The sequence below is a fragment of the Caulobacter sp. BK020 genome, assembly GCF_004342605.1.
Lineage (GTDB): Bacteria > Pseudomonadota > Alphaproteobacteria > Caulobacterales > Caulobacteraceae > Caulobacter.
This window is the reverse complement of sequence record NZ_SLZL01000001.1, coordinates 353,017-378,541: the sequence shown is the minus strand read 5'-3', so window position 1 is coordinate 378,541 and position 25,525 is coordinate 353,017. Positions and strand designations below refer to the sequence as shown.

Here is a 25,525-nt window from a genome sequence, read left to right as displayed (position 1 = left end):
ATGACAAGGTTTCTATGGTCTGAATAGCGGTAACAGACCCTGGGGAGGGGGACATGAAACTCAAGGCTTTGGGCGCGTCGCGCCAGTGGTGGCAGACCCATCCGGAACTCGGCATCGCGACCGGGTGGGCGGTGATCTGCGGGGGACTTTGGCTTGTGGTGCGGATTCTCGGGGTGGCGTGAGGCTGTCGCGGCGGTCGGTTTTCCGCAAACGTCATGTAGCCGCGTGATTTCTATATCGCGCGGCCGCCCTAGCGATGCGCGTTCATCCTGAACGGTGGGATCAGCACGCAACGGGCTTGGCCGTTCAGGATCGCCACCCGGGCCGCAGACCGCGCGGGCGGCGCGAAATAGGACCGGCGGCCGCCCGCTTCGACGCCCAAAAAGACGGGCCCGGTAAATTGACAGACGGGATAGGGGCCGCCGGTCCCCTGTTCGGCAGGCCGCCGGGTGCACATCATGTGGCCGACCCGATATTCGAAACTCGCCCCGTCATACCGTGTGACCTGGGCCGTTCCCCAGGCCCGCTGGTAGCTCGCCGGGTCCAGGGTCGGGCAAGGGGGACCGCGGAGACTCCAGAACGCGGCCTCGTCGGCCGACGTGTTTTTCTGGGCGAGATAGATCGCGGCGCAGATGTGGAAGGCCGTCAATCCTGGATTGCGAGCCGACCAGAGCCGCACAGCAAAACGGGCGCCCGCGGCGCCCGTCTCCTGAAAACTCCGCGAACTCTCGAAGTCCCTACACCCGCAGCGGCATCAGCACGTATTTCACGCCCGGGTCGGTGGGGTCGACCACCAGGGTGGGCGAGGCCGGGTCGGCGAAGCGGAACTCGGCGATCGGGCCGCCGATCTGGCCGCAGACGTCCAGCAGGTAGCGGGCGTTGAAGCCGATCTCGAAGGCCTCGCCGTCGTAGTCGACCTCGACCTCCTCGACGGCCTGGCCGGCTTCCATGTTGCGCACCGTCAGGGTGATCCGGCCCGGCTCGACGGCCAGCTTCACCGAGCGGCTCTTCTCGGCCGAGATGGTGGCCACCCGGTCGACGGCCTTGGCGAACAGGTCGTTGTCCAGGGTCAGGATCTTGGCGTTGTCGCGCGGGATGACGCGCAGATAGTCGGGGAAGGCGCCGTCGATGACCTTGGAGGTCAGGGCCGCGCGGCCGAACTCGAAGCGGACCTTCTGGGCCGAGACCTGCAGGTCGACCTGCTCGCCGGCCGATTCCATCAGGCGGCGGGCCTCCTGGATGGTCTTGCGCGGCACGATGATGCCCGGCAGGCCGGCCGCGCCCTCGGGAGCGTCCATCTCGGCCAGGGCCAGGCGGTGGCCGTCGGTGGCCACGGCGCGCAGCTTGGTCGTCCCGCCGTCGTTGACGGTGTGGAGATACAGGCCGTTCAGATAGTAGCGGGTCTCTTCGGTCGAGATCGCGAAGCGGGTCTTGTCGATCAGCCGGATCAACTCATTGGTGTCGACCGAGATGCGGCCCGACAGGCCGTCGCTGCTCATCACCGGGAAGTCGCCGGCCGGCAATACCGGCAGGTTGAAGCGCGAGCGGCCGGCCTGGATCACCAGGCGCGGGTCGTCGCCGCTGAAACTGAGCGAGACGTCCGAGCCGTCGGGCAGCTTGCGGACGATTTCATACAGGGTGTGGGCCGGGGCGGTGATCTGGCCCGGCTGGTCGATCTGGGCCAGGCCCTCGTCGATGATCTCCATGTCCAGGTCGGTGGCCGAGAACGACAGGGTGTCGCGGTCGGCGGACAACAGGATGTTCGACAGAATCGGGATGGTGTTGCGGCGTTCCACGACGCTCTGCACGTGACCCAGCGCCTTCAGCAGCGCCGCCCGCTCGATGGTAAGCTTCATATCTCGGTCCAGGTCCCAGGGCCGCCGCCGACAGAGAGAATCCCCCGCGGCCCCGCAATGAATGGACTTGCGACATTAGCGTAATCGCGCCGCTGGGGAAGAGGGGGCGCGCGACGGGGTGCGGCGAAATGCGCACCCCGCGATCTGGGATCGATCCGAGCTAGACGGTCGCCGCGCGCTCGGCCCGGACGGGCAGGGTCCAGCCCGGACGGATGAAGTGGCAGGTGTAGCCGTTGGGGATCCGCTCCAGATAGTCCTGGTGCTCGGGCTCGGCCTCCCAGAACGGACCGGCCGGGGCGACCTCGGTCACCACCTTGCCCGGCCACAGGCCCGAGGCGTCGACATCGGCGATGGTGTCCTCGGCCACCCGCTTCTGCGCGTCGCTCAGATAGAAGATCGCCGAGCGGTAGCTGGTCCCGATGTCGTTGCCCTGGCGGTTCAGGGTGGTGGGGTCGTGGATCTGGAAGAAGAACTCCAGGATCCGGCGATAGCTGATCACCGCGGGATCGAAGACGATCTCGATCGCCTCGGCGTGGGTCCCGTGATTGCGATAGGTGGCGTTGGGCACGTCGCCGCCGGAATAGCCGACGCGGGTCTTCAGCACGCCGGGATAGCGGCGCAGCAGATCCTGGACGCCCCAGAAGCAGCCGCCGGCGAGGATCGCGGTCTCGGTGGTCATGGCAGTCGGCCTTTCGTCAGGGCAATGGGCGAGGCTACATGTTGGACCTGTCCGGCGCGCGCGCAAGCGGCGCGTCCTGTCGCCGAGGTCCTCCGTGAAGCGCGCCGCCGTCCTGTTCGTCTGCCTGGGAAACATCTGCCGCTCGCCGCTGGCCGAGGCCGCCTTCCGCCGGGAGGCGCAGCGGCGCGGGCTGGAGGTCGAGATCGATTCGGCCGGCACCGGGTCCTGGCACGTGGGCCATCCGCCCGACCGCCGCGCCCAGGCCGTGGCGCTGCGGCATGGGATCGACATTTCCGGCTATCGCGGCCGGCAGGCGACGCCCGACGACTTCCGCCGTTTCACCCACATCGTCGCGCTGGACCGCGCCAACCTGGCCGACCTGCAGGGGTTGCGGCCGGCGGACGCGACCGCCGAATTGCTGCTGTTGCTGGACGCGGTCGAAGGCCGCCAGGGCAAGTCGGTAGCCGACCCGTACTACGGCGACGACGCGGATTTCGACCTGACCTGGGCCGACGCCGTGGCGGGGGCGAAGGGGTTGGCGGATTTGATCGAGGGCCAATTCCAAAGCCGCTCATCCGGGCGTTCGCCGGGATGAGCGGATCAAAAGGATGGCCTCAGGCCTTCGTGTCGAAGGCTCCGCCCGTGTCGGCGTCGGTGCTGGCATAAGGGTTGGCGGCGCCCGCCGTCGGTTCGGCCGGTGCGTCCGGGCCCTTGGAGCCCTTGGCGGCCACGGCGACCATGGCCGGGCGGACCAGGCGGCCCATCAGCTCGTAGCCGGCCTGCAGCACCTGGATGACGCCGCCGGCCGCGACCTCGTCCGAGGGCTGCTCCATCACCGCCTGGTGCAGGTGGGGGTCGAACTTCTCGCCCTTGCCCGGGTCGATCTTCTTGAGGCCGTTGCGCTCGAAGGCGGCCAGCAGCTCCTTCTCGGTCATCTCGACGCCGATGATGAAGTTGGTAACCGCCGCGTCCTGCGAGTCGCGCGGGCTGTGGGCGGTGGCGCGCGACAGGTTGTCGGCCACGCCCAGCAGGTCGCGGGCGAACTTCTGGATCGCATAGGCGCGGGCGTCGTTCATCTCGCGCTCGGCCCGGCGCTTGGTGTTCTCGGCGTCGGCCGCGTAGCGCAGGGCCTGGTCCTTCAGCGCCGCCACTTCCAGCTTCAGCGCCTCAATCTCCTGCGACGCGTCTTCCCACGAAGCCTGGTCGGCCTCGAAGGCCACGTCTTCGGCCGGCGTCTGTTCGTCGGTCATCTCGTCCTCTATCCGTCCATCATCCGGCCAAGCACGCGGGCGGTATAGTCCACCAGCGGGATCACCCGGGCATAGTTTAACCGGGTGGGGCCGATCACGCCGATCGCCCCCAGCACCTTCTGTCGGCCCGTCATATAGGGCGCCGCGATCAGGGAGGAACCCGAAAGCGAAAAGAGTCGCGTTTCGGCCCCGATGAAAATGCGCACGCCCTCGGCGGTCCGCACGTCGTCCAGCAGGCCGATCAGCTGGCCCTTCTGCTCCAGGTCGTCGAACAACCGCCGCACGCGCTCAAGGTCTTCCCGGGCGCTGGCGTCGGCCAGCAGGTTGGCGCGGCCACGGACGATCAGGGCGCGGTCGGCGTCCTCGCCGCCGCTCCAGGCGGCCAGGCCGTCCTCGACCAAACGCGCCGCCGCGGCGTCCAGTTCACGCCGCGCGGTGTCCAGCTCGGCCGCCATCTCGGCCTTGGTCTCGTTCAGCGTCCGACCGCGCAGGCGGGCGTTGAGGAAGTTGGAGGCCTCCTGCAGGGCCGCCGGCGTGACCCCGGCCGCGCGCTTCATCAGCCGATTCTCGACCGTGCCGTCGTCGAACACCATGATCGCCAGGGCCTGGTCGGCGCCCAGGGCCACGAACTCCACGTGCTTGACCCCGCCCTCGCGGACGGGGGCGACCACCACCCCGGCCCCGCCGGCCAGGCCCGACAGGATGGCGCTGGCCTCGCCCATCGCCTCCTCGAACGAGCGGCCGTGGGCGAACAGGCGCGCCTCGATGGTTCGCCGCTCGTCCTCGCCGATGTCGCCCACCTCCAGCAGGCCATCGACGAACATCCGCAGGCCCGCATGGGTCGGGATCCGGCCGGCGCTGGTGTGGGGGGCGTCCAGCAGACCCAGCTGCGCCAGATCCTGCATGGTGTTGCGGATCGAGGCCGGCGACAGGGCCACCCCGCCCCGCGACAGGGTCCGCGAGCCGACCGGCTCGCCGGTGTCGAGATAGGATTCGACCACCCGCCGGAAGATGTCACGGGCCCGAGCGTCCAGGTCGGTGAGACTGGGAGTCTGAGCGGAAAACCCCGAAAACAGCTGTGTCATGTCGCCTTCGAACGCGCCCGCCACGGTGTATCGCGGGCTCCTCGGATTCCGACGGGATTGGACGACCCCGCTGAAGTTAGGATAAGCGGCCCCATCCTATCACGCCAAGCCCCGGAGTTGCCCATGCGCCCGTCCGAACGCGCCCCCGATCAAACGCGAGACGTCACGCTGGAGACCGGCGTCAACCGCTACGCCGAAGGCTCCTGCCTGGTCAGCTTCGGCCACACCAAGGTGCTGGTCACCGCCACGGTCGAGGAAAACGTTCCGGGCTGGATGCGCAACAAGGGCGCGGGCTGGGTCACCGCCGAGTACGGCATGCTTCCGCGGGCGACGCATACGCGCGGTCGCCGTGAGGCCGCCCTGGGCAAGCAGAGCGGCCGCACCCAGGAAATCCAGCGGCTGATCGGCCGCAGCCTGCGCGCTGTCGTCGACCTGAAGGCCCTGGGCGAACGCCAGATCAGCCTGGACTGCGACGTCATCCAGGCCGATGGCGGCACCCGCACCGCCGCCATCACCGGCGCCTGGGTGGCCCTGCGCATCGCGGTCAACTATCTGATCGAGGAAGGCGTGTTGAAGACCGACCCGATCCTGGGCCAGGTGGCCGCCGTCTCCTGCGGCGTCTTCAAGGACGCCCCGGTGCTGGACCTGGACTACGAAGAAGACAGCAGCGCCGAGGCCGACAGCAACTTCGTGCTGACCGACGCTGGCGACATCGTCGAGATCCAGGCCACCGGTGAGAAGCGCGGCTTCACCCGGGCCGAGTTCGAAAGCCTGTTCGCCCTGGCCGAGAAGGGGATCGGCGAGCTGTTCGTCAAGCAGCGGGAAGCGGTTTCGGGGAAGTAGCGCGCCGCACTTGCCCCCTACGGATCGCTTCGCGATCGTCTTCCCCCAGAGGGGGAAGAGCCGGAGGCGCAAGGCTCCGCCCCCTATGGGGGCGGACAGGCGGCGCAGCCGCCAGGTGGGGGCAAGTCGGTGAGCCTCAATCCTCCTCGTGCGCCTCGCCCGGACCCGGCTCATAGGTCATCAGGTCCCCCGGCTGGCAGTCCAGCTCGCGGCACAGGGCGTCCAGCGTGGTGAAGCGCACCGCGCGGGCCTTGCCGGTCTTGAGGATCGACAGGTTGGCGATGGTCACGCCGACCCGGTCCGACAGTTCGGTCAGCGACATCCGTCGCTCCAGCAGGATGCGGTCCAGTTGCACGCGGATGGCCATGGGGTTCTAAAGTCTCCGCGTCGTCAGATTGTCAGTTCGGCCTCCCGTCGAAGGCGGGCGCCCTCGCGGAAGACCTCGGCCAGAACGAACACCACCAGGACCGGGAACCAGGCGCTCAGGCTGAACGAGCCGTCGACGATCTTGGTGTCCGGGGCCAGCCACTTGGCCAGGGCGGCGAAGATGTAGTGGCCGATCTCCAGGGCGGCCAGGACCAGGCCCACCACCCGCAGGCGGCGGACATTGTCAGGATGGAACGGGTCGCCGGCGGTCAGGGTGGAGAACACCCGGCGCAGGCGCTCGACGATCACCATCCAGCCGCCCGACAGCAAAGCCCAGGCGCCCAGCGCCCCGGCGAACAGCGGTCCCTTGCTGATCAACTCGTCGATCGAGCTGCCGATATGCAGTTTGGCGGTGATCAGCTCGGGATTGAAGCTGAGCAGCAGCACGGCGACCGTGAAGATCGCCAGCAGGCTGACCCAGACCCACAGACCCACATAGATCACGTCCAGAATGATCTTCAGGAAGCTCGATACCGAGCCAGGCCCCAAGGCGCGCATCCGCTCTTCCCCTCACGCAGAAACGCCGACCATGCCCCGGCGGATCGGGACGGGTCAAAGGCGGGCTGGACGCCGGGTCAGAACGTCTTGATCGCGAAGGTCACGGCGGCGAGCGGCAGACCGGCGATCAGCGTCAGCGTGGCCATGCGGGTGGCGACGGCGTCGACGATGCGGATCAGTCTGGCGGCGGACATGGCGGGCCTTCGGGTCGGGTTCGGGACCGCGCCGGCATGGCGTGTCTCCCAGGCTCCGAAGATAGGGGCCGATTTCCCGGCCGCCAATGTCGCTTATCGATAAACGATATTAAACTTTAGCAATGATCGCGCTCACCGAACGGATTATGCGAGGTGTGGCGCCGTGGCCACCATGCAGGTGCGGCGGCTGGCGGTTTCGTACCAGGCCGCGAGGGTTGGACGGCCCTGGCGCCAGTCCATCACCTGCCGGCCGTCCAGATAGGCCAGCTGGGCGGCGACCGCGATCTCGCCGATTTCGAAGCGGTCGCCGGGCGGGGTCTGGCGCTCCAGCAGGTCCAGCGCGGCGACCAGCACGGCGCCCTGGCGGTCGAACAGGTCCTGGCGGTGCGGACCCTCGCGCAGGCGCTCGCGGACGATGGCCACGGCCGCGTCGCCCATGCCGTCGGCCATGGCCTGGACGGTCAGGGCGGCCCAGCGGTCCGGGCCGGCGGCGGGCGTCAGCGACCGGCCGGCCAGGGCTTCCAGATATTCGCAGATCACCGGCGAGTCGAAGATCGGCGGGCCGTCGTCCGGGATCAGCACCGGGATCTTCGACAGCGGATTGATTGCCCGCACGCTTTCGTCGGTGAACGGGCTGGCCACCGTCAGCGCCAGCCGTTCGGCCAGGCCCAGCTCGAAAGCGACCACGCGAACCTTGCGGGCGAAGGGCGACATGGGGGAGTAGAGAAGCTGCATGGTCCTGTCCCGAAAAGGAGTCGCGTGATGACGCTGAAGCTGGAAGCTGGAACGAAGCTTGTCGCCGCCACGCACAACCCTGGCAAGGCCAAGGAGCTGGCGGCCCTGCTGGACGGCCGGTTCGAGGTGCTGGCGGCCGGGGCCCTGGGCCTGCCCGAGCCGGACGAGACCGAGACCACCTTCGTCGGCAACGCCCTGCTCAAGGCCCGCCACGCCGCCGACCTGTCGGGCCAGATCGCCCTGGCCGATGATTCGGGCCTGTCGGTTGCGGCCCTGGACGGGGCGCCGGGGATCTATTCGGCGCGCTGGGCGGGGCCCGGCAAGGACTTCGCCCAGGCCATGGACAAGGTCGCCGAGCGACTGGAGGAGACCGGCTCGGACGACCGTTCCGCCTGGTTCACCTGCGCCCTGGCCGTGGCATGGCCAAACGGCGGGCCGGCGGTGGTGGTGCAGGGCGAGGTCCACGGGACCCTGACCTTCCCGCCGCGCGGCGACCGCGGCTTCGGCTACGACCCGATCTTCATCCCGGCCGGCTTCGACCAGACCTTCGGCGAGCTGGAGCCGGCCGCCAAGGACGCCATGAGCCATCGGGCCGTGGCGTTCGCCAAGCTGAAGGCGGCGCTGTTTGAGTAGACCCTTCCATCGTTGCAGGAGGCCGCGGTGACCGGCCTCCCCCCTCTCGGCGTCTACGTCCACTGGCCCTACTGCGCCAGGATCTGCCCCTATTGCGACTTCAACGTCGTGCGGGATCGCGGCAGGACCGACGAGCAGGCGGCCCTGGCCGACGCCATCGTCGCCGACCTGACCGCCCAGCGCGCCCTGACCGGGCCGCGGACCCTGCTGTCGATCTTCTTCGGCGGCGGCACCCCCTCGCTGATGGACCCCGCCCAGGTCGCCCGGGTGATCGAGGCCGCCAAGGCGCTGTGGACCCCGGCCGACGACCTGGAGATCAGCCTCGAGGCCAATCCCACCGACGCCGAGACCGACCGCTTCGACACCCTGGCGGCGGCGGGGGTGGCGCGGCTGTCGCTGGGGGTCCAGGCCCTGGACGACGCGGCCCTGGCCCTGCTGGGCCGCAACCACGACGCCGGCTCGGCCCGGCGGGCGATCGCCGTGGCGGCCCGGGCCTTTCCGCGGCTGTCGGCCGACCTGATCTACGCCCGCCCCGGCCAGACGGTCGAGGCCTGGACCCGCGAGCTCGGCGAGCTGCTGGCCCTGGGCCCCGAGCACGTCTCGCCCTACCAGCTGACCATCGAGGCCGGCACCGCCTTCGACCGTGCGGTCCGCCGGGGCCAGCTGATCACGCCCGACGAAGACCTGGCCGCCGCCCTGTTCGAGACCACGCAAGGCGTGCTGGAGGCGGCGGGCTTCGACGCCTACGAGGTCTCCAACCACGCTCGGGGCGAGGCGGCCCGCTCGCGCCACAACCTCGTCTACTGGCGCGGCTGCGACTATGTCGGCGTGGGCCCCGGCGCCCACGGCCGCCTGACCCTGGCCGACGCAAAGCTGGCCACCACGGCCCGGCGCGGGATCGCCGACTACATCCAGGCGGTGGCCGAGACCGGCGTCGGCTTCGAGCGCGAAGTCCTCACGCCGCTGGAGGCCGCCGAGGAGCGCCTGCTGCTGGGCCTGCGCATAGACGACGGCGTCAGCTTCGCCGAGATCGCCGCCCTGGACTTGTCGCCAGACACGCCAAGGGTGAAATCTCTGGTGGAGTCCGGCCTTCTGGCCGATGATCCCCTGCGCCTGCGGGCCACCCGATCCGGACGCCTGGTGCTGGACCGGCTGACAGGAACGCTCGCGACCTGATAACCCTTGTCCGCGCGCCGCTTCGGGGCGCTCAGTTCGTGTCGGCCAGTCCCGTGTTGAAAGTCCGCCCTTGAGCCGCCAGCCCGCCCCGCCCATCCTGTCCGACGCGCCGCTGGCGCCCGGGCTTTATCTGGTGGCGACGCCGATCGGGAACCTGCGCGACATCACCCTGCGGGCGCTCGACGTGCTCGCCGGCTGCGACGTCCTGCTAGCCGAGGATACCCGCGTGTCGGGCAAGCTGCTGGCCGCCTACGGCATCGCCAAGCGGCTGCAGCGCTATGACGAGCACGTCGCCGACCGCGAGACGCCGCGCCTGCTGGAACGGCTGGAGGCCGGCGAGCGGATCGCCCTGGTCTCCGACGCCGGCACGCCGATGGTCTCCGACCCCGGCCTGCGCCTGGCCCAGGCGGCGATCGCCGCCGGCCACACGGTCGTGCCGATCCCCGGCCCCTCGGCGGCCCTGGCGGCGTTGACCCTGGCCGGCCTGCCCACCGACCGCTTCCTGTTCGCGGGCTTCCCGCCGACCAAGACCGTGGCGCGCAAGGCGTTCTTCGAGGAGCTGGCCAAGGTCCGCGCCACCCTGATCTTCTACGAAGGCGCCTCGCGCGTGGCCGACAGCTTGGCCGACATGGCCGCCGTGTTCGGCCCCAGGCCCGGCGCGGTGGCCCGCGAACTGACCAAGCTGTACGAGACCTGCGTCCGGGGTCCGCTCGACGAACTGGCCGTTGACCCGCGGTTCGAGGCGCCCAAGGGCGAGATCGTCATCCTGGTCGGGCCGGGCCAGGACGAGGTCGCCAGCGCCGCCGACGCCGAGACCGCCCTACGCGAGGCCATGACCCGCCTGCCGCTGGGCGAGGCCGCTTCGGAAGTGGCCAGGGCCCTGGGTCTGTCGCGCAAGGACCTCTACCGCCAGGCCCTGGCGATGAAGGCGGCCGGATGAGCGCCGTCCGGCCCGTCCGTCCCGACCGCCAGGCCCAGAGACAGGCCCAGAGACAGGCGAGGGGCGCCGCCGCGCGGCTGTCGGGACGGCGCGCCGAGGTGGTCGCCGCCCTGTGGCTGATGGCCAAGGGCTATCGCATCCTCGGCTTCCGCCTGGCCACGCCGCTGGGCGAGATCGACCTGCTGGCGCAACGCGGCGGCGTGCTGGCCGTTGTGGAGGTCAAGAGCAGGACCAGTCTGGAGGCGGCGCTGGAAGCGGTGACCTACGAGCAGCGGGCCCGCCTGCGCCGCGCCGGAGCCCATGTCGCCGCGCATCGCGCCGGCCTGCGCGGGGCCGTGGTCCGGCTGGACCTGATCGCCCTCGCGCCCGGCCGCCGTCCGCGTCATGTCGCCAATGCGTGGATGGGTGATCAATGACGCGCGAAGAGGCCGAAGCCCTGCTGACCCAGGCCGGCGAGCGGTCGGACAAGGCCTTCCCGCTGTTCGAGGCGGCCCTCGCCTGCGCTGTGCACGACGATCCCGACCGCGACCTGGCGCCCGTGCTCGACATGGCCAAGACCTCGATCGATCGGCTGACCGAGCGGCTGAAGGGCGAGTCGCCGGAAGAGGCCCTGGCCGAGACCATGGCCGGGGACCTGCGGCTGTCGGGCGACCTGATCACCTACGACCATCCCGACAACGCCGACGTGGTCGCCGTGGCCGAGCGGCGCAAGGGCCTGCCGGTCACTCTTGGAGTGTTCTACCTGCATGCTGGCCGAGCCTGCGGCCTGGACCTGCATGGCGTCGACTTCCCGGGCCACTTCCTGCTGCGCATCGAGACCGAGGAAGGGCCTCTGGCGCTCGACCCGTTCAGCGAGGGCCGGGTGGTGCTGCCGTCGGAGCTGTCGCGCCGGGCCCTGCGCACCGGCCTGATGCCCGACGTCGCCGCCAAGCTGGACGTGCTGATGAGCCCGATCCCGGACCGCGCCGTGTTGATCCGCCTGCAGAACACCATCTTCGCCCGCGCCCAGCAGGCCCGCGACTGGGCCCGGGCCGAGCGCTCGGCCCTGCGCCGCGCCCTGCTCGACCCCACCGACCACCACCCCTGGCTGGACGTCGCCGCCGCCCGCGAAGGCCAGGGCGCCCTGGCTGGCGCCCTGCAGGCCCTGTCTCGCGCCCAGGTCCTGGACGGCGGCGCGACGGTCGCCGCCCGCGCGGCGCGCGAGCGGATGCGGTTGCGGCTGAACTGACGGACGCTTGCGCGTGCGCCGTCACGGTTCGGCGAAGCCAAAGCGGACGCTACGAATGTCCGCTAGCTAAGATCCGTTCCAAGGTCACGTTTCTCGACCGCCCGAGATAGGCCATCAAACCTGCTTGCGCGCGCGTCGGAACAGGCGTCTTATTTCACTCAAGCTCTGGTAGAGAGCCTTGGGAGGAACGTCATGGATCCCGTGGTCCTTGGCGCGCCTGATCGGGCGCGCCGAAGCGGTCGTTCCAGCCGCTTTAGCTGGTTTATGCTGGTCGTCGCCATCAACCTGGTCCTTTGGACCGGCGTGATCGCCCTTATCGTCCGCGCGACCTGACGACCCTCAGCGCAGGCCGCGGAGCAGGTCGAGCCGGCGCATCGCCTTGCCCGGCAAGGCCGACATAGGCCCCAGCGGCAGGGCCTCGGCCATTTCGCGCAGGCCGTACACCGCCGTGCGGGTCAGGGTCGAGACCGACGGCGCGCCCAGGAACCCGAACATCACGCCCTGCTGGCGGTTCGACAGCTCACGCTTGAAGCGATAGTCGCCGGCCCCGAGGTCGAGGCGCTTGTAGGGGCCGCCATCCAGGCTCTTGAGAATGTCCTGAAACAGCAGCAGGCCCGGCGAATAGCGTTCGAACTTCGGATCGTGGGCGATCATCCAGCCGTGGATCGTGCCGCCGCCGCGCAAATGGAAGTGCACGGCCGCCAGCTCGTCGCCCAGATGCAGGGTGTAGAGCCCGCCGCCGAACGCCGGGTCGCGGGTCTCCAGCAGCTCGTCCATCAACCGCATGACCCAGGCGGTCTTGAACAGATCGGTCTGGCCGGTGGCTGCCAGCTGGGCGCGTTTCCAGGCGATCAGCCGCTCGAAATCGGAGCGCGACTCCGACAGGGCCGTGAACCGGGTCGGGCCGACCTCGCGCTCGACCTTGCGGCGCTTCTTGTCGATGTCCTTCAGCGCGCCGACGCCGGCCGCCTTGCGCTCGGCCTCGTAGGCGGCGTAGCCGTCGGCGACCTCGATCACCCAGGAAATGCAGTGGCCCCGGGCATGACCTTGGAACGCCGGGTCCTGCGCCTGCATGTGACAGAAGTCGTAGCGCGAGACGCCCAGGGCCTGGAGCATGGCGCGCGGATCGGCCCGGAAGCCGTCGCGGGTCACCAGGGCCTGGTAGTCGCTCATCGGAGCGCCGGCGGGCATGGCGGTCGAGCCGCGCTTGCGCACCGCCAGGAAGGCCGCCGGGTTCCCGGCCGGGTCGGACTGGACCGCGACCCGCGTGCTGTTGGCGGGACCGCGCGCTCGGGCCACGGCCTGGGCCCACGACGGCGACAGGAACGGACTGTCGAAACGCGCCTCGCCGGCCTGGGCGGCCGACCAGGCCGCGAGGACCTCCGCGGGCAGTTCCAGGGCGGGGAAGACGTCGATCTTCAAGGCAACCTCGATCCGGCTCGAGCCGAACGTGCGGCCGGATATTCGGCGCCACCATGACGCGGATAGATTGAACGAGGGTTTACGCCCCGGAGATCGGCGTTCGTCGGGGCGTAAAGCCCGTCAATCCATCAGCCTCTTCGACAGGTAGACATATTCCAGCGCTTGGCGACGGGCGGTCTCGGCGAGGTTGGCGCTGGCCGCGTGGCCGCCGTCGATGTTCTCGTAATAGAGCACCGGATAGCCCAGCTCCTCCAGCCGCGCGGCCGCCTTGCGGGCGTGGGCCGGGTGGACGCGGTCGTCCTTGGTCGAGGTCTCGATGAACACCTCGGGATATTTTCGGCCGGCCTTGAGGTTGGAATAGGGATCGTACTTCTCGATCACCGCCCGTTCGGACGGAATGGCGGGATCACCGTATTCGCCCACCCAGGAGGCGCCGGCCCCGATCTGGCTGTAGCGGATCATGTCGAACAGCGGCACCTGCACGACGATGGCGTTGTAGAGTTCCGGCCGCTGGGTCAGGGCCACACCCATCAGCAGGCCGCCGTTGCTGCCGCCCATGATTCCCAACCGACGCGGCGAGGTGATCTTGCGGTCGATCAGGTCCTGAGAAACGGCGAAGAAGTCGTCATAGGCCTTCTGGCGGTTGGCCTTCAAAGCCGCATCGTGCCAGGCGGGGCCGAACTCGCCGCCGCCGCGGATGTTGGCCACCACATAGGTCCCGCCGCGCTCCAGCCAAAGCTTGCCCATCACCCCGGAATAGGTCGGGGTCATCGACACCTGGAAGCCGCCATAGGCGTAGAGCAGGGTCGGGGCCGATCCGTCGTACTTCACACCCTTGGGCCGCACGACGAAGTAGGGAATCTTGGTTCCGTCCTGGCTTGTGGCCTCGAACTGCTCGACCACGTGGGTCGAGGCGTCGAACCGGGCGGGCGAGGCCTTGACCTGCTCCAGCTTCAGCGAGGCGGCGTCGGCCAGCCAGTAGGTCGAGGGGGTCAGATAGCCGGTGACGCTGACGAACAGCCGGTCGTCCTTCTGCGAGGCCGAGCCCAGGCCGATCGTCGAATTGGCCGGCAGGGCCAGCTTCTGGCTGGTCCAGCCCTTGGGACCATGGCTGTAGACCAGAGCCGCGCCGGTCACATTGTCCAGCAGGCCGACCACCAGCTTGTCGCGGGTGGTGGTGACGCTCTCCACCGACTGCTTGGCCGTGGGACGCAGAACCAGGGTCGCCACCGCCTTGACCGGATCGGCCTTGAAGGCGGCAAGGTCGAAGCTGATCAGGTCTCCGGTCTTGAAGCCCCGCTCGGGCCAGTCCTGCTCCAGCGACATCACCATCTGGCCGGCGACATAGGCCTGGATCGAATGCTTCAGCGGCAGGGGCAGCTTCACCGGACCGGCGTCGGTCAGCAGATAGCTCTCGGATTCGAAGAAACTGACGGCCCGGTTGGCCAGGACGGCGACCACCTTTCCGTCGGCGTCGGTCAGGGTGTAGGCCGAAGCCGAGACATCGTCTGGCGCGCCCCGGAACACCTCCTTGCCGTCCGCCAGGGCCTGGCCGCGCTTCAGCGCCTTGACCACATAGGGGTAGCTGGACTTGGTCATCTGGCCCGGCTCCCATTCGCGGGCCACCAGCAGGGTGTCCTTGTCCAGCCAGGCGACGTTCTGCTTGCCCTCGGGCAGCACGAAGCCGCCGGGCACGAACGCCTTGGTCGTGGTGTCGAACTCGCGGATCGTCACCGCGTCCTTGCCGCCGTTCGACAGGGTCAGCAGGCAGCGGGTCTCGTCGGGCGGAAGGCAGTTGGCGCCCTTGAACACCCAGTTGGCGTTCTCGGCCTTGGACAGGGCGTCGATGTCGAGGATCGTCTCCCACTGCGGATCGGCCGTGCGGTAGCTGTCCAGCGTGGTCCTGCGCCAGAGGCCGCGCACATGGTCGGCGTCCTGCCAGAAGTTGCGCAGCGACCCGTCGCCGGCGAACGATACGCCAGGCACCCGGTCCTTGGCGTTGAGGATGGCCAGGGCCTGGGCCTCGAGCCCGGCATAGCGGCTGTCGCCCTGCAGAATCGCCAGGCTGCGCGTATTCTCGGCCTTGGCCCAGGCCAGCGGCCGTTCGCCCTCGATCTCTTCCATCCACTTGTAGGGATCGTCCTTGCCCAGCTCGGCCAGCGGCGTGCGGGGCTCAACATTGGCGGGCGGGGCGGGGTCGGCGGCTTGGGCGGTGGTCATGAGGCTCGTGGAGGCGAGGAGGGCGAGAAGCAGTCTACGCATCTGGGTATCCGGCGGCGGTCGTGACAGGTGGCTCGCCTTCAAGCGGCGCCTTTGCACGACGGTATCGCAAAAGAGGGCGGACGCCAGATAGCTTGAGCCGCGCCATCGCCCTGATAAGGCCCTCAGGATCCCCTCCGAGCCGGAAAACCCAAGCTCAAATCGCCGCAGCGAGGCCAGGCCTCTGACTCGGCCGAGGTTTTCCACTATATAGCCCCCACCATGAGCCGCACGTTTCTCAAGATGAACGGCCTCGGCAACGACTTCGTCGTGATCGAGACCCTGACCCAGCCCTTCCATCCGACGGCTGAGGACATCCGCGCCATCGCCAAACGGGGCGAGGGCGGGATCGGCTGCGACCAGGTGATCGCCATCGATCCGCCACGCGCCGAAGGCGCCAGCGCCTATGTGCGGTTCTGGAATTCGGACGGCGAGGAGACCGGGGCCTGCGGCAACGGCACCCGCTGCGTGGCTTGGCTGCTGATGCAGTCGGGCCAGAAGGACGCCGTGGCCTTCGACACCGTGGCCGGACGGCTATCGGGCGTGATGGCCGGCGACAAGCTGGTCACCGTCGACATGGGCCGGCCCGGCCTGGCCTGGGACCAGATTCCGCTGGCCGAGGAAATGGACACGGTCGGGATCGAGCTGCAGGTCGGCCCGATCGACGCGCCGCTGGTTCACACGCCCGGCTGCGTCTCGATGGGCAATCCGCACGTGGTGTTCTTCGTCGACGCCCCGGTCAGCGACGACTTCGCGCGCGGCACGGGCAGTCTGGTCGAGCACCACCCGCTGTTTCCGGAAGGCGTCAATGTCGGCTTCGCCCATATCGCCGCCCGCGACCATATCCAGCTCAAGGTCTGGGAACGCGGCGCGGGCCTGACCGCCGCCTGCGGCACCGGGGCCTGCGCGGCCCAGGTGGCGGCCGTGCGCCGCGGCCTGACCGACCGGACGGCCAAGGTCGAGTTCGAAAGCGGCGCCCTGACCATCGAATGGCGCGAGGGCGACGGCCACGTGATCATGACCGGTCCGGTGACCATGGAGTTCGCCGGCAAGCTGCCGGAGCCGGTGGCCGCATGACCATCCATCCCGCCATCGGGCCCGGCAAGACCGCCGTGGTGACCGGCGCGGCCGACGGCATCGGCCTGGCCGCCGCCCAGGCGTTCGCCGCGCTCGGCATGAACGTGGTCATGGCCGACATCATGGGCCGGGCCCTGAAGAAGGCGGCCGAGGCCATCGGCGACAAGGCCCTGGCCGTGCCGACCGACGTCGCCGACCGCGCCGCCGTCCAGGCCCTGCGCGACGCCGCCGTCGAGCGGTTCGGGGCCGTGGACGTGCTGATGAACAACGCCGGGGTCGGCGGCGGCGGCGACGTCTTTTCGGGCGAGGACCCGTGGAAGCGCGTGCTGGACGTCAACCTGTGGGGGGTGATCAACGGCGTCCAGGTGATCGGCGAAGAGATGGCCGCCAGCGGCCGTCCGGGGCTGATCATCAACACCGGCTCCAAGCAGGGGATCACCCAGCCGCCGGGCAATACGGCCTACAATGTCTCGAAGTCGGCGGTGAAGGCCCTGACCGAGGGCCTGGCCCACACCCTACGCGAGATCGTCGACTGCCAGGTCGACGCCCGCCTGCTGATCCCCGGCTATGTCTTCACCGGCATGACCCGTCGCGGAACCGACAAGCCGCCCGGCGCCTGGACGCCCGAGCAGACCATCCAGTTCATGCTGGACAGCATAGCTCGCGGCGACTTCTACATCCTGTGCCCCGACAATGAGGCGCCGCGGGCGCTGGACGAAAAGCGCATGGCCTGGGCCATGGGCGACGTCATCGAAAACCGCCCCGCCCTGTCGCGCTGGCATCCCGACTGGAAAGACGCCTTCACGGCGTTCGTCGAAGCGCCGTGACGACCTACACCCTCATCTCGCGTCCGCCGACGCCCAGGCCGCAGGTCGGCGAGGAAGGCGGGCCGGCGACGACGATGTCGGGGCCTGACGGGGTCGACGTCGTCACCTTCGGCTGCCGGCTGAACGCCTACGAATCCGAGGCCATCCGGGCCCGGGCCAGCGCCGACGGCCTGGCCGACGCGGTGGTGTTCAACACCTGCGCCGTGACCGGCGAGGCCGTGCGTCAGGCCCGCCAGGCGATCCGCAAGGCTCGCCGCGAGCGGCCGGACGCCCGGCTGATCGTCACCGGCTGCGCCGCCCAGATCGACCCCGCCGCCTTCGCCGCCATGCCCGAGGTCGACCTGGTGCTGGGCAACGCCGAGAAGGCGGCCCCGGGCGCCCTGCTCGACACCTCCACCCGCGTGCGGGTCAACGACATCATGTCGATCAAGGAGACCGCCGGTCACCTGATCGCCGGGCTGAAGGACCGGGCCCGGGCCTATGTCGAGGTCCAGAACGGTTGCGATCATCGCTGCACCTTCTGCATCATCCCCTTCGGCCGGGGCAATTCGCGCTCGGCCCCGGCCGGCGAGGTGGTCGAGCAGGTCCGCCGCCTGGCCGCCGAGGGCTATAACGAGGTGGTGCTGACCGGGGTCGACGTCACCTCCTGGGGCGCCGACCTGCCCGGCCAGCCGACCCTGGGCCAGCTGGTGGGCCGGATCCTGCGGATGGTCCCCGACCTGCCACGCCTGCGCCTGTCGTCGATCGACGCGGCCGAGATCGACCCGGACCTGTTCGCGCTGCTGGAGACCGAGCCGCGGCTGATGCCCTACCTGCACCTCTCCCTGCAGGCCGGCGACAACCTGATCCTCAAGCGCATGAAGCGCCGCCACAGCCGCGAGGACGCGCTGAAGCTGGTGTCCGAAGTGCGACGCGTGCGCCCCGACACCGCCTTCGGCGCCGACCTGATCGCCGGCTTCCCGACCGAGAGCGAGGAAGCGTTCGAGAACACGCTGAAGCTGGTCGAGGAAGCGGGCCTGGCCTTCCTGCACGTCTTTCCCTACAGCGCCCGCCCCGGCACGCCGGCCGCGCGGATGCCGCCGGTCAAGGGGCCGGTGATCAAGGACCGGGCCCGTCGCCTGCGCGAGGCCGGCCAGGCGGGGCTCGAACGCCACCTGCAGCGCCAGGTGGGCCGCACCCTGTTAGGCCTGGTGGAACGCGAGGGCGTGGCCCGGGCCGAGGACTTCACCGAGATCGCCTTCGAAGGCCCCGCGCCCCAGGGCCAGATCGCCGCCTTCCGGGTGGTCGGCCACGACGGGACGCGGGTGATCGCCGAGCTCGCCGCCCAGGCATGATCCATAGCCTCGTCCTGACCGCCGCCCTGGCCGCGACCCTGTCGTTCGGCGCCTCGGCCTGGGCCCAGCAGGCCCCGCCAGCTCCGGAGCCCAAGACCGAGGACACCCCGCCCGCCGCCTTCCATCCGGTCGGCCCGATACAGCCGATCGAATTCAGCGTCATGACCTACAATGTCGAGGGTCTGCCCTGGCCGGTGCGGTCCGGGCGCGGCTCCAAGCTCAAGGCCATCGGCCGCCAGCTGGCCGCCCTGCGCGAGAAGGGACTGCAGCCCGACGTCGTCCTGTTGCAGGAAGGCTTTCGCGAGGAGGTCCGCGACCTGATCGCGCTCAGCGGCTATCAGCATGTGGCCCGCGGGCCGCGCAAGAAGCAGCGCGACGCCAACCCGTTCAGCAAGGGCGATCGCCCGCCCTACAAGCGGGTGAAGTACATCCGCAAGGGCGAGGGCTGGGGCAAGTGGGGCTCCAGCGGCCTGTGGGTGCTGAGCGACCATCCGATCAACTGGGTCAAGTCGCACGCCTACCGCTACTGCGCGGGCCTGGACTGTCTGGCCAACAAGGGCGTGATGCTGGTCAGCCTGGACGTGCCGGGCCTGCCCACCCCGGTCGAGATCGCCGACACCCACCTCAATTCCAAGGGCGCCTCGGGCGTGCCGCGCAACCGCAACCGCATGGCCCACCACCTGCAGGCCGAGGAGCTGGGGCGCTTCATGGAGAGCGACCGCACGCCGGGCGCGCCCCTGATCGTCGGCGGCGACTTCAACGTCATGCACGCCCCCGACCGCTATGACTATGTGATGCAGCGCTATCCGTTCGAGGTGGTCAGCCAGGTCTGCTTCCAGGAGCCTCAGAGCTGCGACGCCAAGATCTCGGCCGACGGCGACGCCCCGTGGCTGGACACCCAGGACCTGATCGGCTTCAAGCCGGGCGACAAGGTGGCGATCCGGCCGGTCCAGGTGGAGGCCCGGTTCGACGGCTCGGTCACCGGCGGGCCGGTGCTGTCCGACCACGACGCCTATGAGGTCACCTTCCGCCTGACGCCGATCCCCGTCCTGCCGGTTCCGCCGCACAAGCCCTGAGGTCTTGCGATGTCCGACACGCCTGTTCTGACCGGCGCCCCTCTTGCTGGCGGATGCCAGTGCGGCGCGGTGCGTTTCCGGGTCGAGGGCGAGACGGGCCGCGCCTCGATCTGCTGGTGCCGCATGTGCCAGAAGGCCTTCGCCGGACCGTTCGGGGCGCTGGTCACCGTCAAGGTCGCCGATCTGGCCTGGACGCGTGGCCAGCGCTCGACCTTCCAGAGTTCGGACGCGGTCAAGCGCGGCTTCTGCGCCGTCTGCGGCACGCCCCTGACCTTCGAATGGAGCGCCGACAAGATCGACCTCGCCGTGTTCGCCTTCGACGATCCGTCGCGGGTGGAACCGGCGGTGCAGCTGGCGGTCGAGGGACGTCCGGCCTGGATGGAGCATCTGGCCGATCTGCCGGTGCGCCCGCCGGCCGGTGGGCCCCACGGAGCCGTGGTCAGCCGGCAGCATCCGGACCGTGAGACCTGATCATATAGGTGGTTCTATTTTTGCGGTGGCTGAATGGGCGATGTGCCGGCAGGGGATGAAGTTTGCGGACTAGATGCGGGTTGGGAAAGCTTAGATATTATTTTCGGGACTGTGTAAGTTACCAAAGATCCGACAATTAATGCAATAACAATCCAGACAACCCGAAGTCCACCAAACATACCAGACATAGCATTTAGTCTATCCCCAAGCCTTTCATCTTGATTTTTCCTCTCTCTAGCTTCTTCCTTTATAAGCTCTAGAACCTTATTTATCTCTGTATTCGTACGATCAAGTAAGTTATTTTGCTTGTCAAGATTTCCCTGAAATTCCTGTCGCCACTCACGGTCTGTCGTGATGTCATTTTTAAGTGCAATCAACTCTTTCCTTGTATCTTCAATAATTTTATAGAGGGCTCCAGTATCGGTGGGGCGATAGTGCTGGATCAAGTCAATAAGCTCTTCTGGGAAGTCTAAAATTTCCCGACTATCAGCGACGTCATAATCGGAAAGTTCATTTTTTGCCAGCTTTTGGAAGGTTGCTGCGATTAGCTTCATTCCAGGCAATAAGGCAAAGGGTGTAGAAGAAAAATTATGAAGCCCAATAACAAGGACGCCCTTATACTCAGGGTCAACTGCTAATCCGCCGAGTATGTGGATTCCTTTGTGTGCAAGTTTGCGCTTGGGGATTAAGGTGGCAATCATATCCTTTGGGAGTTTTAGGCGCTCCTTGGAAAGGACAAAGACAACTTCACCGGGATCAACACATCGGCTTTCTTCCGGAATGGAGAGGATGTCTTTCGGCTGTCGGTATGCGGCTTTGAGGACTCGGTCTCCCATCCGAAAATCGTATTTTACGGCTTCGGCGCTGGAAAGGTTACCTCCAATCAAAAACGACTCGCTTTCGATGGCGGTCCGAATTTCGGCGGTGCTCAACAGCTTGGGCATTCTGGCCCCTCTTACCCCAATATCTTGTGCCATTAACGTTGTTCCACAGCGTCTCCTAAGGCAACGTAAAAGGGTAGAACATAAAGGGAACCTCGTCTATCGCGGAGGCTTATCAACAGGATATCTCTGCGTGCGTGGTTCGATCATTCTTGTTCTAGGCTGATCACTTCGCCTCCTCCTCGCCGCCCGCGAACCCCGGCAGGCTCCAGCCGAACCGGATGGCGCAGGCCCGCAGGCCGAAGGCCGCGCAGAACCCGGCGATCCCGGCCGGCCAGAAGTCGACGTGCAGCAGGGTCAGGCCCGCGAACACCGCCGCGCCCAGCAGGGCGGCGGTGATGTAGATCTCGCGGCGCAGCAGCAGGTTCGGCTCCTCGGCCAGCACGTCGCGGATCACCCCGCCGAACGCGGTGGTCAGCACGCCCATGACCACGGCGGTGAACGGGTGGACGCCCAGGCTCAGGGCCTTGGCCGTGCCGACCACGGCGTAGGCGGCCATGCCCAGGGCGTCCAGCCACAGCAGGGCCCGGAAGCGCCAGCCGCGCTTGCCCAGCAGCCACACGGCCGTCGCCGCGACCAGGCAGACCATCACATAGCCCGGCCGCTGGACCCAGAACACCGGCGCGCCGATCAGCAGGTCGCGCAGGGTGCCGCCCCCCACGCCGGTGATGGCCGCGAAGAAGCCGAAGGTGATGATGTCGTGCCTGCGGCGGGCGGCCGCCAGCGCCCCGGTCGCCCCGAACACGGCGACGGCGGCGTAGTCCAGCCAGAAGAGCGTGGTCGAAAGCGCGTCCATCGGCGTTTCATGCCACGCCCCGCTAGAGCCTGTCTTCTCCGATGCTTCGATCCGGCAAGAGGCGCCCTATCTCTTGCCGGAGAGCGTGGCGCGCGTCGAAACCGCTCACACTTTCGCCCGTCACGCTCTAAAGGAACGCCATGAGCGAAAAGCCCGAGCAGAAAAAAGGCTGGTTCCAGCGCCTGACGTCCGGCCTGGCCCGGTCGTCGCAGCAGATGACCGAGCAGGTCACGAGCGCCTTCACCAAGAAGCCGCTGGACCAGGAGCAGCTGGACCAGCTGGAGGAGATGCTGATCGAGGCCGACCTGGGCCCGCAGATCGCCGCTCGCATCACCGACGCCTTCGGCAAGGCCCGGTTCGGCAAGTCGTCGACCGAGACCGAGGTCAAGGAAGCCCTGGCCGAGCTGGTCGCCGCCGAGCTGGCCGACCGCGAGGGCGTGTTCGACCCGCTGTCGGGGCCCAGGCCCTATGTGGTGCTGTTCATCGGGGTCAACGGCTCGGGCAAGACCACCACCCTGGGCAAGATCGCTTCGGACCTGGCGGGCAAGAAGGCCAAGGTGCTGATCGCCGCCGGCGACACCTTCCGCGCCGCCGCCGTCGAGCAGCTGAAGGTCTGGGCCGATCGGGCCGGGGCCGACTTCATGTCCAGGCCGCCCGGCGCCGACGCCGCCGCCCTGGCCTACGAGGCCGTCGAGCGCGCCAAGGCCGAGGGCCACGACGTGGTGCTGATCGACACGGCCGGCCGGCTGCAGAACAAGCAGGGCCTGATGGACGAGCTGCTGAAGGTCATCCGGGTGGTCAAGAAGGTCGATCCCGACGCGCCGCACGAGACCTTGCTGGTGCTGGACGCCACGGTCGGCCGCAACGCCCTGGCCCAGGAGAAGATCTTCGGCAACCAGGTGGGCGTGTCGGGCATCGTGATGACCAAGCTGGACGGCACCGCGCGCGGCGGGGTGCTGGTGCCGGTGGCCCGCGCCTCCGACAGCCCGATCAAGCTGATCGGCGTCGGCGAGGGGGTGGACGACCTCCAGCCGTTCGACGCCCGGGCCTTCTCCCGCTCGCTGGTCGGGCTGGAGGACTAGGCGATGAGCACGCCCGAAACGCCGCCCCCCACCCCGAACGCCGCCGCCAAGCGGTCCGCCTGGATCCGCCACGCGGTCGACTACGGCCCCCTGCTGGCCTTCCTGGTCAGCTTCCTGATCACCCGCAACATCACGACCGCGACCTGGGTGCTGGTGGCCGCCTCGGCGGTCGCCCTGGCGTTCGGCTTCGCGGTCGAACGCCGGCTGGCGCCGATGCCGCTGATCGCCGGCCTGGGCGCCCTGGTGTTCGGCGGCCTGGCCCTGATCTTCCACGACCCGCGGCTGCTGAAGATCAAGCCCACGGTGCTCAATGTCGCCTACGCCGCCTTCCTGTTCGGCGGCGTGGCGCTGCGCAGGAACCCCCTGAAGGTGCTGCTGGGCGAGGCGATGCATCTGTCCGACGCCGCCTGGCGGACGCTGACGATCCGCTACGGCGCCTGTTTCCTGGTCCTGGCCGGGGTCAACGAGGCGGTCTGGCGGACCCAGTCCGACGCGGTGTGGGTGTGGTTCAAGTTCCCGGGCCTGGCCGTCCTGATGATCCTGTTCTCCCTGACCCAGGTGCCGTTCATGATGAAGCACATGCACGACGAGGATCAGGCCAAGACGCCCGAGGAGCCCGGCGCGGAATCGGGGGCCGGATAACCCGCCGCCCACGGACCATCTGTCGTCAAAACGACGTCTAAGCGTGGTACTGAAAGGTCCGTCGGCGGAAAAGAGGGACGGCGGACCATGGCCAAGACCAAGGGCGATACGAAGGGCGACAAGGCGGAACACGGCGGGGCCCTGGCCCGGTCGCCCAGTCACCTCCTGCACCGGGTCCTGCAGCTGGCCCTCGACATCTACGCCGAGGAGAGCGGCGCCGGCGGGATCACCCAGCGCCAGTACGCCGTCCTGGCGGCCGTCGCCGAGAACGAGGGCGTCACCCAGACGGGCCTGGTCCGCGCCACCGGCATCGACCGCTCCACCCTGGCCGACATGGTCGCCCGGATGATCACCAAGGGTCATCTGGAGCGCCAGCGCTCCGACCAGGACGCCCGCGCCAACACGGTCAGCCTGACCCCGGCCGGCGCCGCCGTGCTGGAGGACAGCCGCCCCAAGGTGGCCATGGCCGACGCCCGCATCCTGGCCCTGCTCAAGCCCAGCAAGCGCGAGGGCTTCCTGGAGCTGCTGGCCGACATGGCCGTGTCCGACGTCCACGCCGAGCCCGAGGCCAAGACCAAGAAGCTCAAGTCGCCCAAGGCCGAGAAGGCCGGCCACGGCAAGAAGGACAAGAAGCCCAAGAAGGAAAAGGCCGCCAAGAAGGCGGCCTGACCTCCGCGACGGCTCCGCCCCTTCCCGTGGGGAGAGTTTTGGGATCGTCGATTGTCCGGCCATCTGCCGATCACTTGCCCCCTACGGACCGCTTCGCGGTCGTCTTCCCCCAAAGGGGGAAGAGCCTTCTGGTGCGAGCGGCTCCGCCCCCTATGGGGGCGGACAGACCGCGAAGCGGTCAGGTGGGGGCAAGTAGTCACCGGCACGATCTCTCGACCTCACGCGGCTCGCCGCTGAGTGGATGGAAAGGGTCGCGGAGCGCCCGGACATCGTCCGGAGTTGTTTGAACAAGTTACCGTTTCGACGAAGCCGAGCGCTCCGCGCGACCGTTATCCGCAAGGCCGGGGCGCGCGGGCCTTTTCCGCCCTTCACCCCACCCGGTATCTCCCCAAGGATCTGTGCACCGCATGATGATCAGAGGCGGGAGTGAGCCAACGAGCACCGGAGCGAACCCCACGACGGGCGGAACCTTCCCAGCATGAAGATCCCGATGGGCGAGCTTACGTCCCTCGCCCTCTGTTTAAGTCTCTCTCCAGCAAAGCCGGAAAGGACCCCGCTCGATCGCCCCCCGCCGCCGCATCGGTCGCTGGCCATGCGCCCTTTCCCCGCGACGGGGTGAGATCAGGATAAGGGCGGTTCGGGAGGGTGAGGATGGATTGGGGTCGAGAAAGTTCAGGGCGTTGAAATCGCTAGGGTTCGTTCCCGATAGCCCGAGGATAAACGCCGGGGACGCGCACTCACGGCAAGGCCGAAGCCGATGATCCCCAGCGCCTCGTGTGAGTGCGTGTCCCCCACGTTGTCCGCGACGCTGGATCGTTCGTCCTGGACAGCGGGTCCAAGGCCGGACTCAGCGGATCAAGGAGGGGACACGAACTCACGCGGAGCGCCCTGCACCCCGTCCGACGCCCTGCCGTGAGTACGCGTCCCCAAACGCGAACCGCCCGCTTCGCTGGGGCGAGGCGGGCGGTGGAAGCTCAAAAACAAGCCTAGGCCGGCTGGTGGACGCCGGCTTCGTTCAGCCATTCCAGGATCTTGGCCTTGGGCATGGCGCCGACCTTCATCGAGGCCATCTGGCCGCCGCGGAACAGCATCATGGTCGGGATGCCGCGCACGCCGTAGCGCGAGGGGGTGGTGGGGCTGTCCTCGATATTGACCTTGGCCACGGTGACGTGGTCGGCCAGCTCCTCGGAGATCTGCTCCAGGGCAGGGGCGATCTGCTTGCACGGGCCGCACCACTCGGCCCAGAAGTCGACCAGGACCGGCTTGTCGGCCTGCAGGACGTCCTTTTCGAAGGACTCGTCGGTCACCGTCACGGTGCTCATCGTCTGGCTCCATCTGCGCCCGGATGTTCGAAGGCGCGCTAGAAAACTGTCGTGGCGGGGGATT

Annotated in this window: 30 protein-coding genes; 17 read left to right on the top strand and 13 right to left on the bottom strand. The window is 68.5% G+C overall.

The features are described from left to right. The first annotated feature begins 53 nt into the window (after positions 1-53). Positions 54-182 (top strand): hypothetical protein, encoded by a 129-nt coding sequence (locus EV278_RS24575; protein WP_279389360.1) that lies wholly within the window; start codon positions 54-56, stop codon positions 180-182. A 68-nt stretch (positions 183-250) separates the two neighbouring features. Here the strand turns inward: EV278_RS24575 and EV278_RS01850 are convergent, their stop codons facing one another. From EV278_RS01850 to msrA, 3 genes are all read right to left on the bottom strand, one after another. Next, complete coding sequence (locus EV278_RS01850; protein ID WP_132086085.1) at positions 251-649, bottom strand: hypothetical protein; 399 nt, start codon at positions 647-649, stop codon at positions 251-253. An 88-nt stretch (positions 650-737) separates the two neighbouring features. Continuing rightward, positions 738-1,856, bottom strand: a complete 1,119-nt coding sequence (gene dnaN, locus EV278_RS01845; RefSeq protein ID WP_132086083.1) for a DNA polymerase III subunit beta — start codon at positions 1,854-1,856, stop codon at positions 738-740. Between the two features lie 160 nt (positions 1,857-2,016). Then, entirely contained in the window at positions 2,017-2,535 is a 519-nt protein-coding gene (gene msrA / locus EV278_RS01840) for a peptide-methionine (S)-S-oxide reductase MsrA (RefSeq protein ID WP_132086081.1), read from the bottom strand. A 94-nt stretch (positions 2,536-2,629) separates the two neighbouring features. Between msrA and EV278_RS01835 the strand changes: the two genes are divergently transcribed. Beyond that, entirely contained in the window at positions 2,630-3,130 is a 501-nt protein-coding gene (locus EV278_RS01835) for a low molecular weight protein-tyrosine-phosphatase (protein WP_243692037.1), read from the top strand. Between the two features lie 19 nt (positions 3,131-3,149). On the opposite strand, the gene grpE is transcribed toward EV278_RS01835, so the two are convergent. Together grpE and hrcA are read right to left on the bottom strand one after the other, a co-directional pair. Then, the gene (gene grpE, locus EV278_RS01830) at positions 3,150-3,785 is read right to left on the bottom strand and encodes a nucleotide exchange factor GrpE (protein ID WP_132086079.1); all 636 of its coding nucleotides are present in this window, start codon (positions 3,783-3,785) and stop codon (positions 3,150-3,152) included. Between the two features lie 8 nt (positions 3,786-3,793). Further along, complete coding sequence (gene hrcA / locus EV278_RS01825) at positions 3,794-4,870, bottom strand: heat-inducible transcriptional repressor HrcA (protein WP_132086077.1); 1,077 nt, start codon at positions 4,868-4,870, stop codon at positions 3,794-3,796. A gap of 123 nt (positions 4,871-4,993) precedes the next feature. Here hrcA and rph point away from each other — a divergent pair, with 123 nt between their 5' ends. Next, a complete protein-coding gene (gene rph / locus EV278_RS01820; protein ID WP_132086075.1) occupies positions 4,994-5,713 on the top strand; it encodes a ribonuclease PH in 720 nt (239 codons plus the stop codon). Positions 5,714-5,849: 136 nt separating this feature from the next. Here the strand turns inward: rph and EV278_RS01815 are convergent, their stop codons facing one another. From EV278_RS01815 to EV278_RS01805, 3 genes are all read right to left on the bottom strand, one after another. After that, complete coding sequence (locus EV278_RS01815; protein WP_132086073.1) at positions 5,850-6,080, bottom strand: helix-turn-helix transcriptional regulator; 231 nt, start codon at positions 6,078-6,080, stop codon at positions 5,850-5,852. A gap of 23 nt (positions 6,081-6,103) precedes the next feature. Then, positions 6,104-6,637: a DUF2975 domain-containing protein gene (locus EV278_RS01810; protein ID WP_132086071.1), complete on the bottom strand. Its 534-nt coding sequence runs from the start codon at positions 6,635-6,637 to the stop codon at positions 6,104-6,106. Positions 6,638-6,975: 338 nt separating this feature from the next. Beyond that, a complete protein-coding gene (locus EV278_RS01805; RefSeq protein ID WP_132086069.1) occupies positions 6,976-7,566 on the bottom strand; it encodes a glutathione S-transferase N-terminal domain-containing protein in 591 nt (196 codons plus the stop codon). Positions 7,567-7,593: 27 nt separating this feature from the next. Between EV278_RS01805 and rdgB the strand changes: the two genes are divergently transcribed. From rdgB to EV278_RS23870, 6 genes are all read left to right on the top strand, one after another. Continuing rightward, on the top strand, positions 7,594-8,199 hold the full coding sequence (rdgB, locus tag EV278_RS01800) for an RdgB/HAM1 family non-canonical purine NTP pyrophosphatase (RefSeq protein ID WP_132086067.1): 606 nt from the start codon (positions 7,594-7,596) through the stop codon (positions 8,197-8,199). 27 nt (positions 8,200-8,226) lie between these two features. Further along, positions 8,227-9,375, top strand: coding sequence for a radical SAM family heme chaperone HemW (hemW, locus tag EV278_RS01795; RefSeq protein WP_132086065.1), 1,149 nt, complete (start codon positions 8,227-8,229; stop codon positions 9,373-9,375). 70 nt (positions 9,376-9,445) lie between these two features. Beyond that, positions 9,446-10,315 carry a 16S rRNA (cytidine(1402)-2'-O)-methyltransferase gene (gene rsmI, locus EV278_RS01790; protein ID WP_132086063.1) on the top strand — a complete coding sequence of 290 codons (870 nt, stop codon included), beginning with the start codon at positions 9,446-9,448 and terminating at the stop codon, positions 10,313-10,315. Further along, on the top strand, positions 10,312-10,731 hold the full coding sequence (locus tag EV278_RS01785) for a YraN family protein (protein ID WP_132086061.1): 420 nt from the start codon (positions 10,312-10,314) through the stop codon (positions 10,729-10,731). Before rsmI ends, EV278_RS01785 begins: the two co-directional genes overlap by 4 nt. Continuing rightward, a complete protein-coding gene (locus EV278_RS01780; protein WP_132086059.1) occupies positions 10,728-11,543 on the top strand; it encodes a transglutaminase family protein in 816 nt (271 codons plus the stop codon). The genes EV278_RS01785 and EV278_RS01780 overlap by 4 nt, the downstream gene beginning before the upstream one ends. A 192-nt stretch (positions 11,544-11,735) precedes the next feature. Further along, positions 11,736-11,876 carry a hypothetical protein gene (locus EV278_RS23870; protein ID WP_165916493.1) on the top strand — a complete coding sequence of 47 codons (141 nt, stop codon included), beginning with the start codon at positions 11,736-11,738 and terminating at the stop codon, positions 11,874-11,876. 6 nt (positions 11,877-11,882) lie between these two features. Here the strand turns inward: EV278_RS23870 and EV278_RS01775 are convergent, their stop codons facing one another. Both EV278_RS01775 and EV278_RS01770 read right to left on the bottom strand, forming a co-directional pair. Next, complete coding sequence (locus tag EV278_RS01775; protein ID WP_132086057.1) at positions 11,883-12,965, bottom strand: GNAT family N-acetyltransferase; 1,083 nt, start codon at positions 12,963-12,965, stop codon at positions 11,883-11,885. A gap of 120 nt (positions 12,966-13,085) precedes the next feature. Beyond that, a complete protein-coding gene (locus tag EV278_RS01770) occupies positions 13,086-15,227 on the bottom strand; it encodes a prolyl oligopeptidase family protein (RefSeq protein ID WP_132086055.1) in 2,142 nt (713 codons plus the stop codon). Positions 15,228-15,446: 219 nt separating this feature from the next. Between EV278_RS01770 and dapF the strand changes: the two genes are divergently transcribed. The 5 genes from dapF to EV278_RS01745 all read left to right on the top strand — a co-directional run bounded on the left by dapF (position 15,447) and on the right by EV278_RS01745 (position 20,009). Continuing rightward, complete coding sequence (dapF, locus tag EV278_RS01765) at positions 15,447-16,301, top strand: diaminopimelate epimerase (RefSeq protein WP_132086053.1); 855 nt, start codon at positions 15,447-15,449, stop codon at positions 16,299-16,301. Beyond that, complete coding sequence (locus tag EV278_RS01760; protein WP_165916492.1) at positions 16,214-17,128, top strand: SDR family NAD(P)-dependent oxidoreductase; 915 nt, start codon at positions 16,214-16,216, stop codon at positions 17,126-17,128. The genes dapF and EV278_RS01760 overlap by 88 nt, the downstream gene beginning before the upstream one ends. Positions 17,129-17,202: 74 nt before the next feature. Further along, positions 17,203-18,462, top strand: coding sequence for a tRNA (N(6)-L-threonylcarbamoyladenosine(37)-C(2))-methylthiotransferase MtaB (gene mtaB, locus EV278_RS01755; protein WP_243692049.1), 1,260 nt, complete (start codon positions 17,203-17,205; stop codon positions 18,460-18,462). Beyond that, entirely contained in the window at positions 18,459-19,538 is a 1,080-nt protein-coding gene (locus tag EV278_RS01750) for an endonuclease/exonuclease/phosphatase family protein (protein ID WP_132086047.1), read from the top strand. Before mtaB ends, EV278_RS01750 begins: the two co-directional genes overlap by 4 nt. A 9-nt stretch (positions 19,539-19,547) precedes the next feature. Continuing rightward, the gene (locus EV278_RS01745; RefSeq protein WP_132086045.1) at positions 19,548-20,009 is read left to right on the top strand and encodes a GFA family protein; all 462 of its coding nucleotides are present in this window, start codon (positions 19,548-19,550) and stop codon (positions 20,007-20,009) included. Between the two features lie 14 nt (positions 20,010-20,023). Here the strand turns inward: EV278_RS01745 and EV278_RS01740 are convergent, their stop codons facing one another. Together EV278_RS01740 and EV278_RS01735 are read right to left on the bottom strand one after the other, a co-directional pair. After that, positions 20,024-20,953 (bottom strand): hypothetical protein, encoded by a 930-nt coding sequence (locus tag EV278_RS01740; protein WP_165916491.1) that lies wholly within the window; start codon positions 20,951-20,953, stop codon positions 20,024-20,026. A gap of 163 nt (positions 20,954-21,116) precedes the next feature. Further along, positions 21,117-21,746 carry a trimeric intracellular cation channel family protein gene (locus tag EV278_RS01735; protein WP_132086041.1) on the bottom strand — a complete coding sequence of 210 codons (630 nt, stop codon included), beginning with the start codon at positions 21,744-21,746 and terminating at the stop codon, positions 21,117-21,119. Between the two features lie 140 nt (positions 21,747-21,886). On the opposite strand from EV278_RS01735, the gene ftsY reads away from it, so the two are divergent. The 3 genes from ftsY (at position 21,887) to EV278_RS01720 (ending at position 24,139) form a co-directional block, all read left to right on the top strand. Continuing rightward, complete coding sequence (gene ftsY, locus EV278_RS01730) at positions 21,887-22,828, top strand: signal recognition particle-docking protein FtsY (protein WP_132086039.1); 942 nt, start codon at positions 21,887-21,889, stop codon at positions 22,826-22,828. Between the two features lie 3 nt (positions 22,829-22,831). Continuing rightward, entirely contained in the window at positions 22,832-23,470 is a 639-nt protein-coding gene (locus tag EV278_RS01725) for an inner membrane-spanning protein YciB (RefSeq protein WP_132086037.1), read from the top strand. 87 nt (positions 23,471-23,557) lie between these two features. Beyond that, positions 23,558-24,139, top strand: coding sequence for a MarR family winged helix-turn-helix transcriptional regulator (locus EV278_RS01720; protein ID WP_132086035.1), 582 nt, complete (start codon positions 23,558-23,560; stop codon positions 24,137-24,139). Between the two features lie 986 nt (positions 24,140-25,125). Here EV278_RS01720 and trxA read toward each other — a convergent pair. Continuing rightward, the gene (gene trxA, locus EV278_RS01715; RefSeq protein WP_018061274.1) at positions 25,126-25,461 is read right to left on the bottom strand and encodes a thioredoxin; all 336 of its coding nucleotides are present in this window, start codon (positions 25,459-25,461) and stop codon (positions 25,126-25,128) included. Between the last annotated feature and the right edge of the window lie 64 nt (positions 25,462-25,525).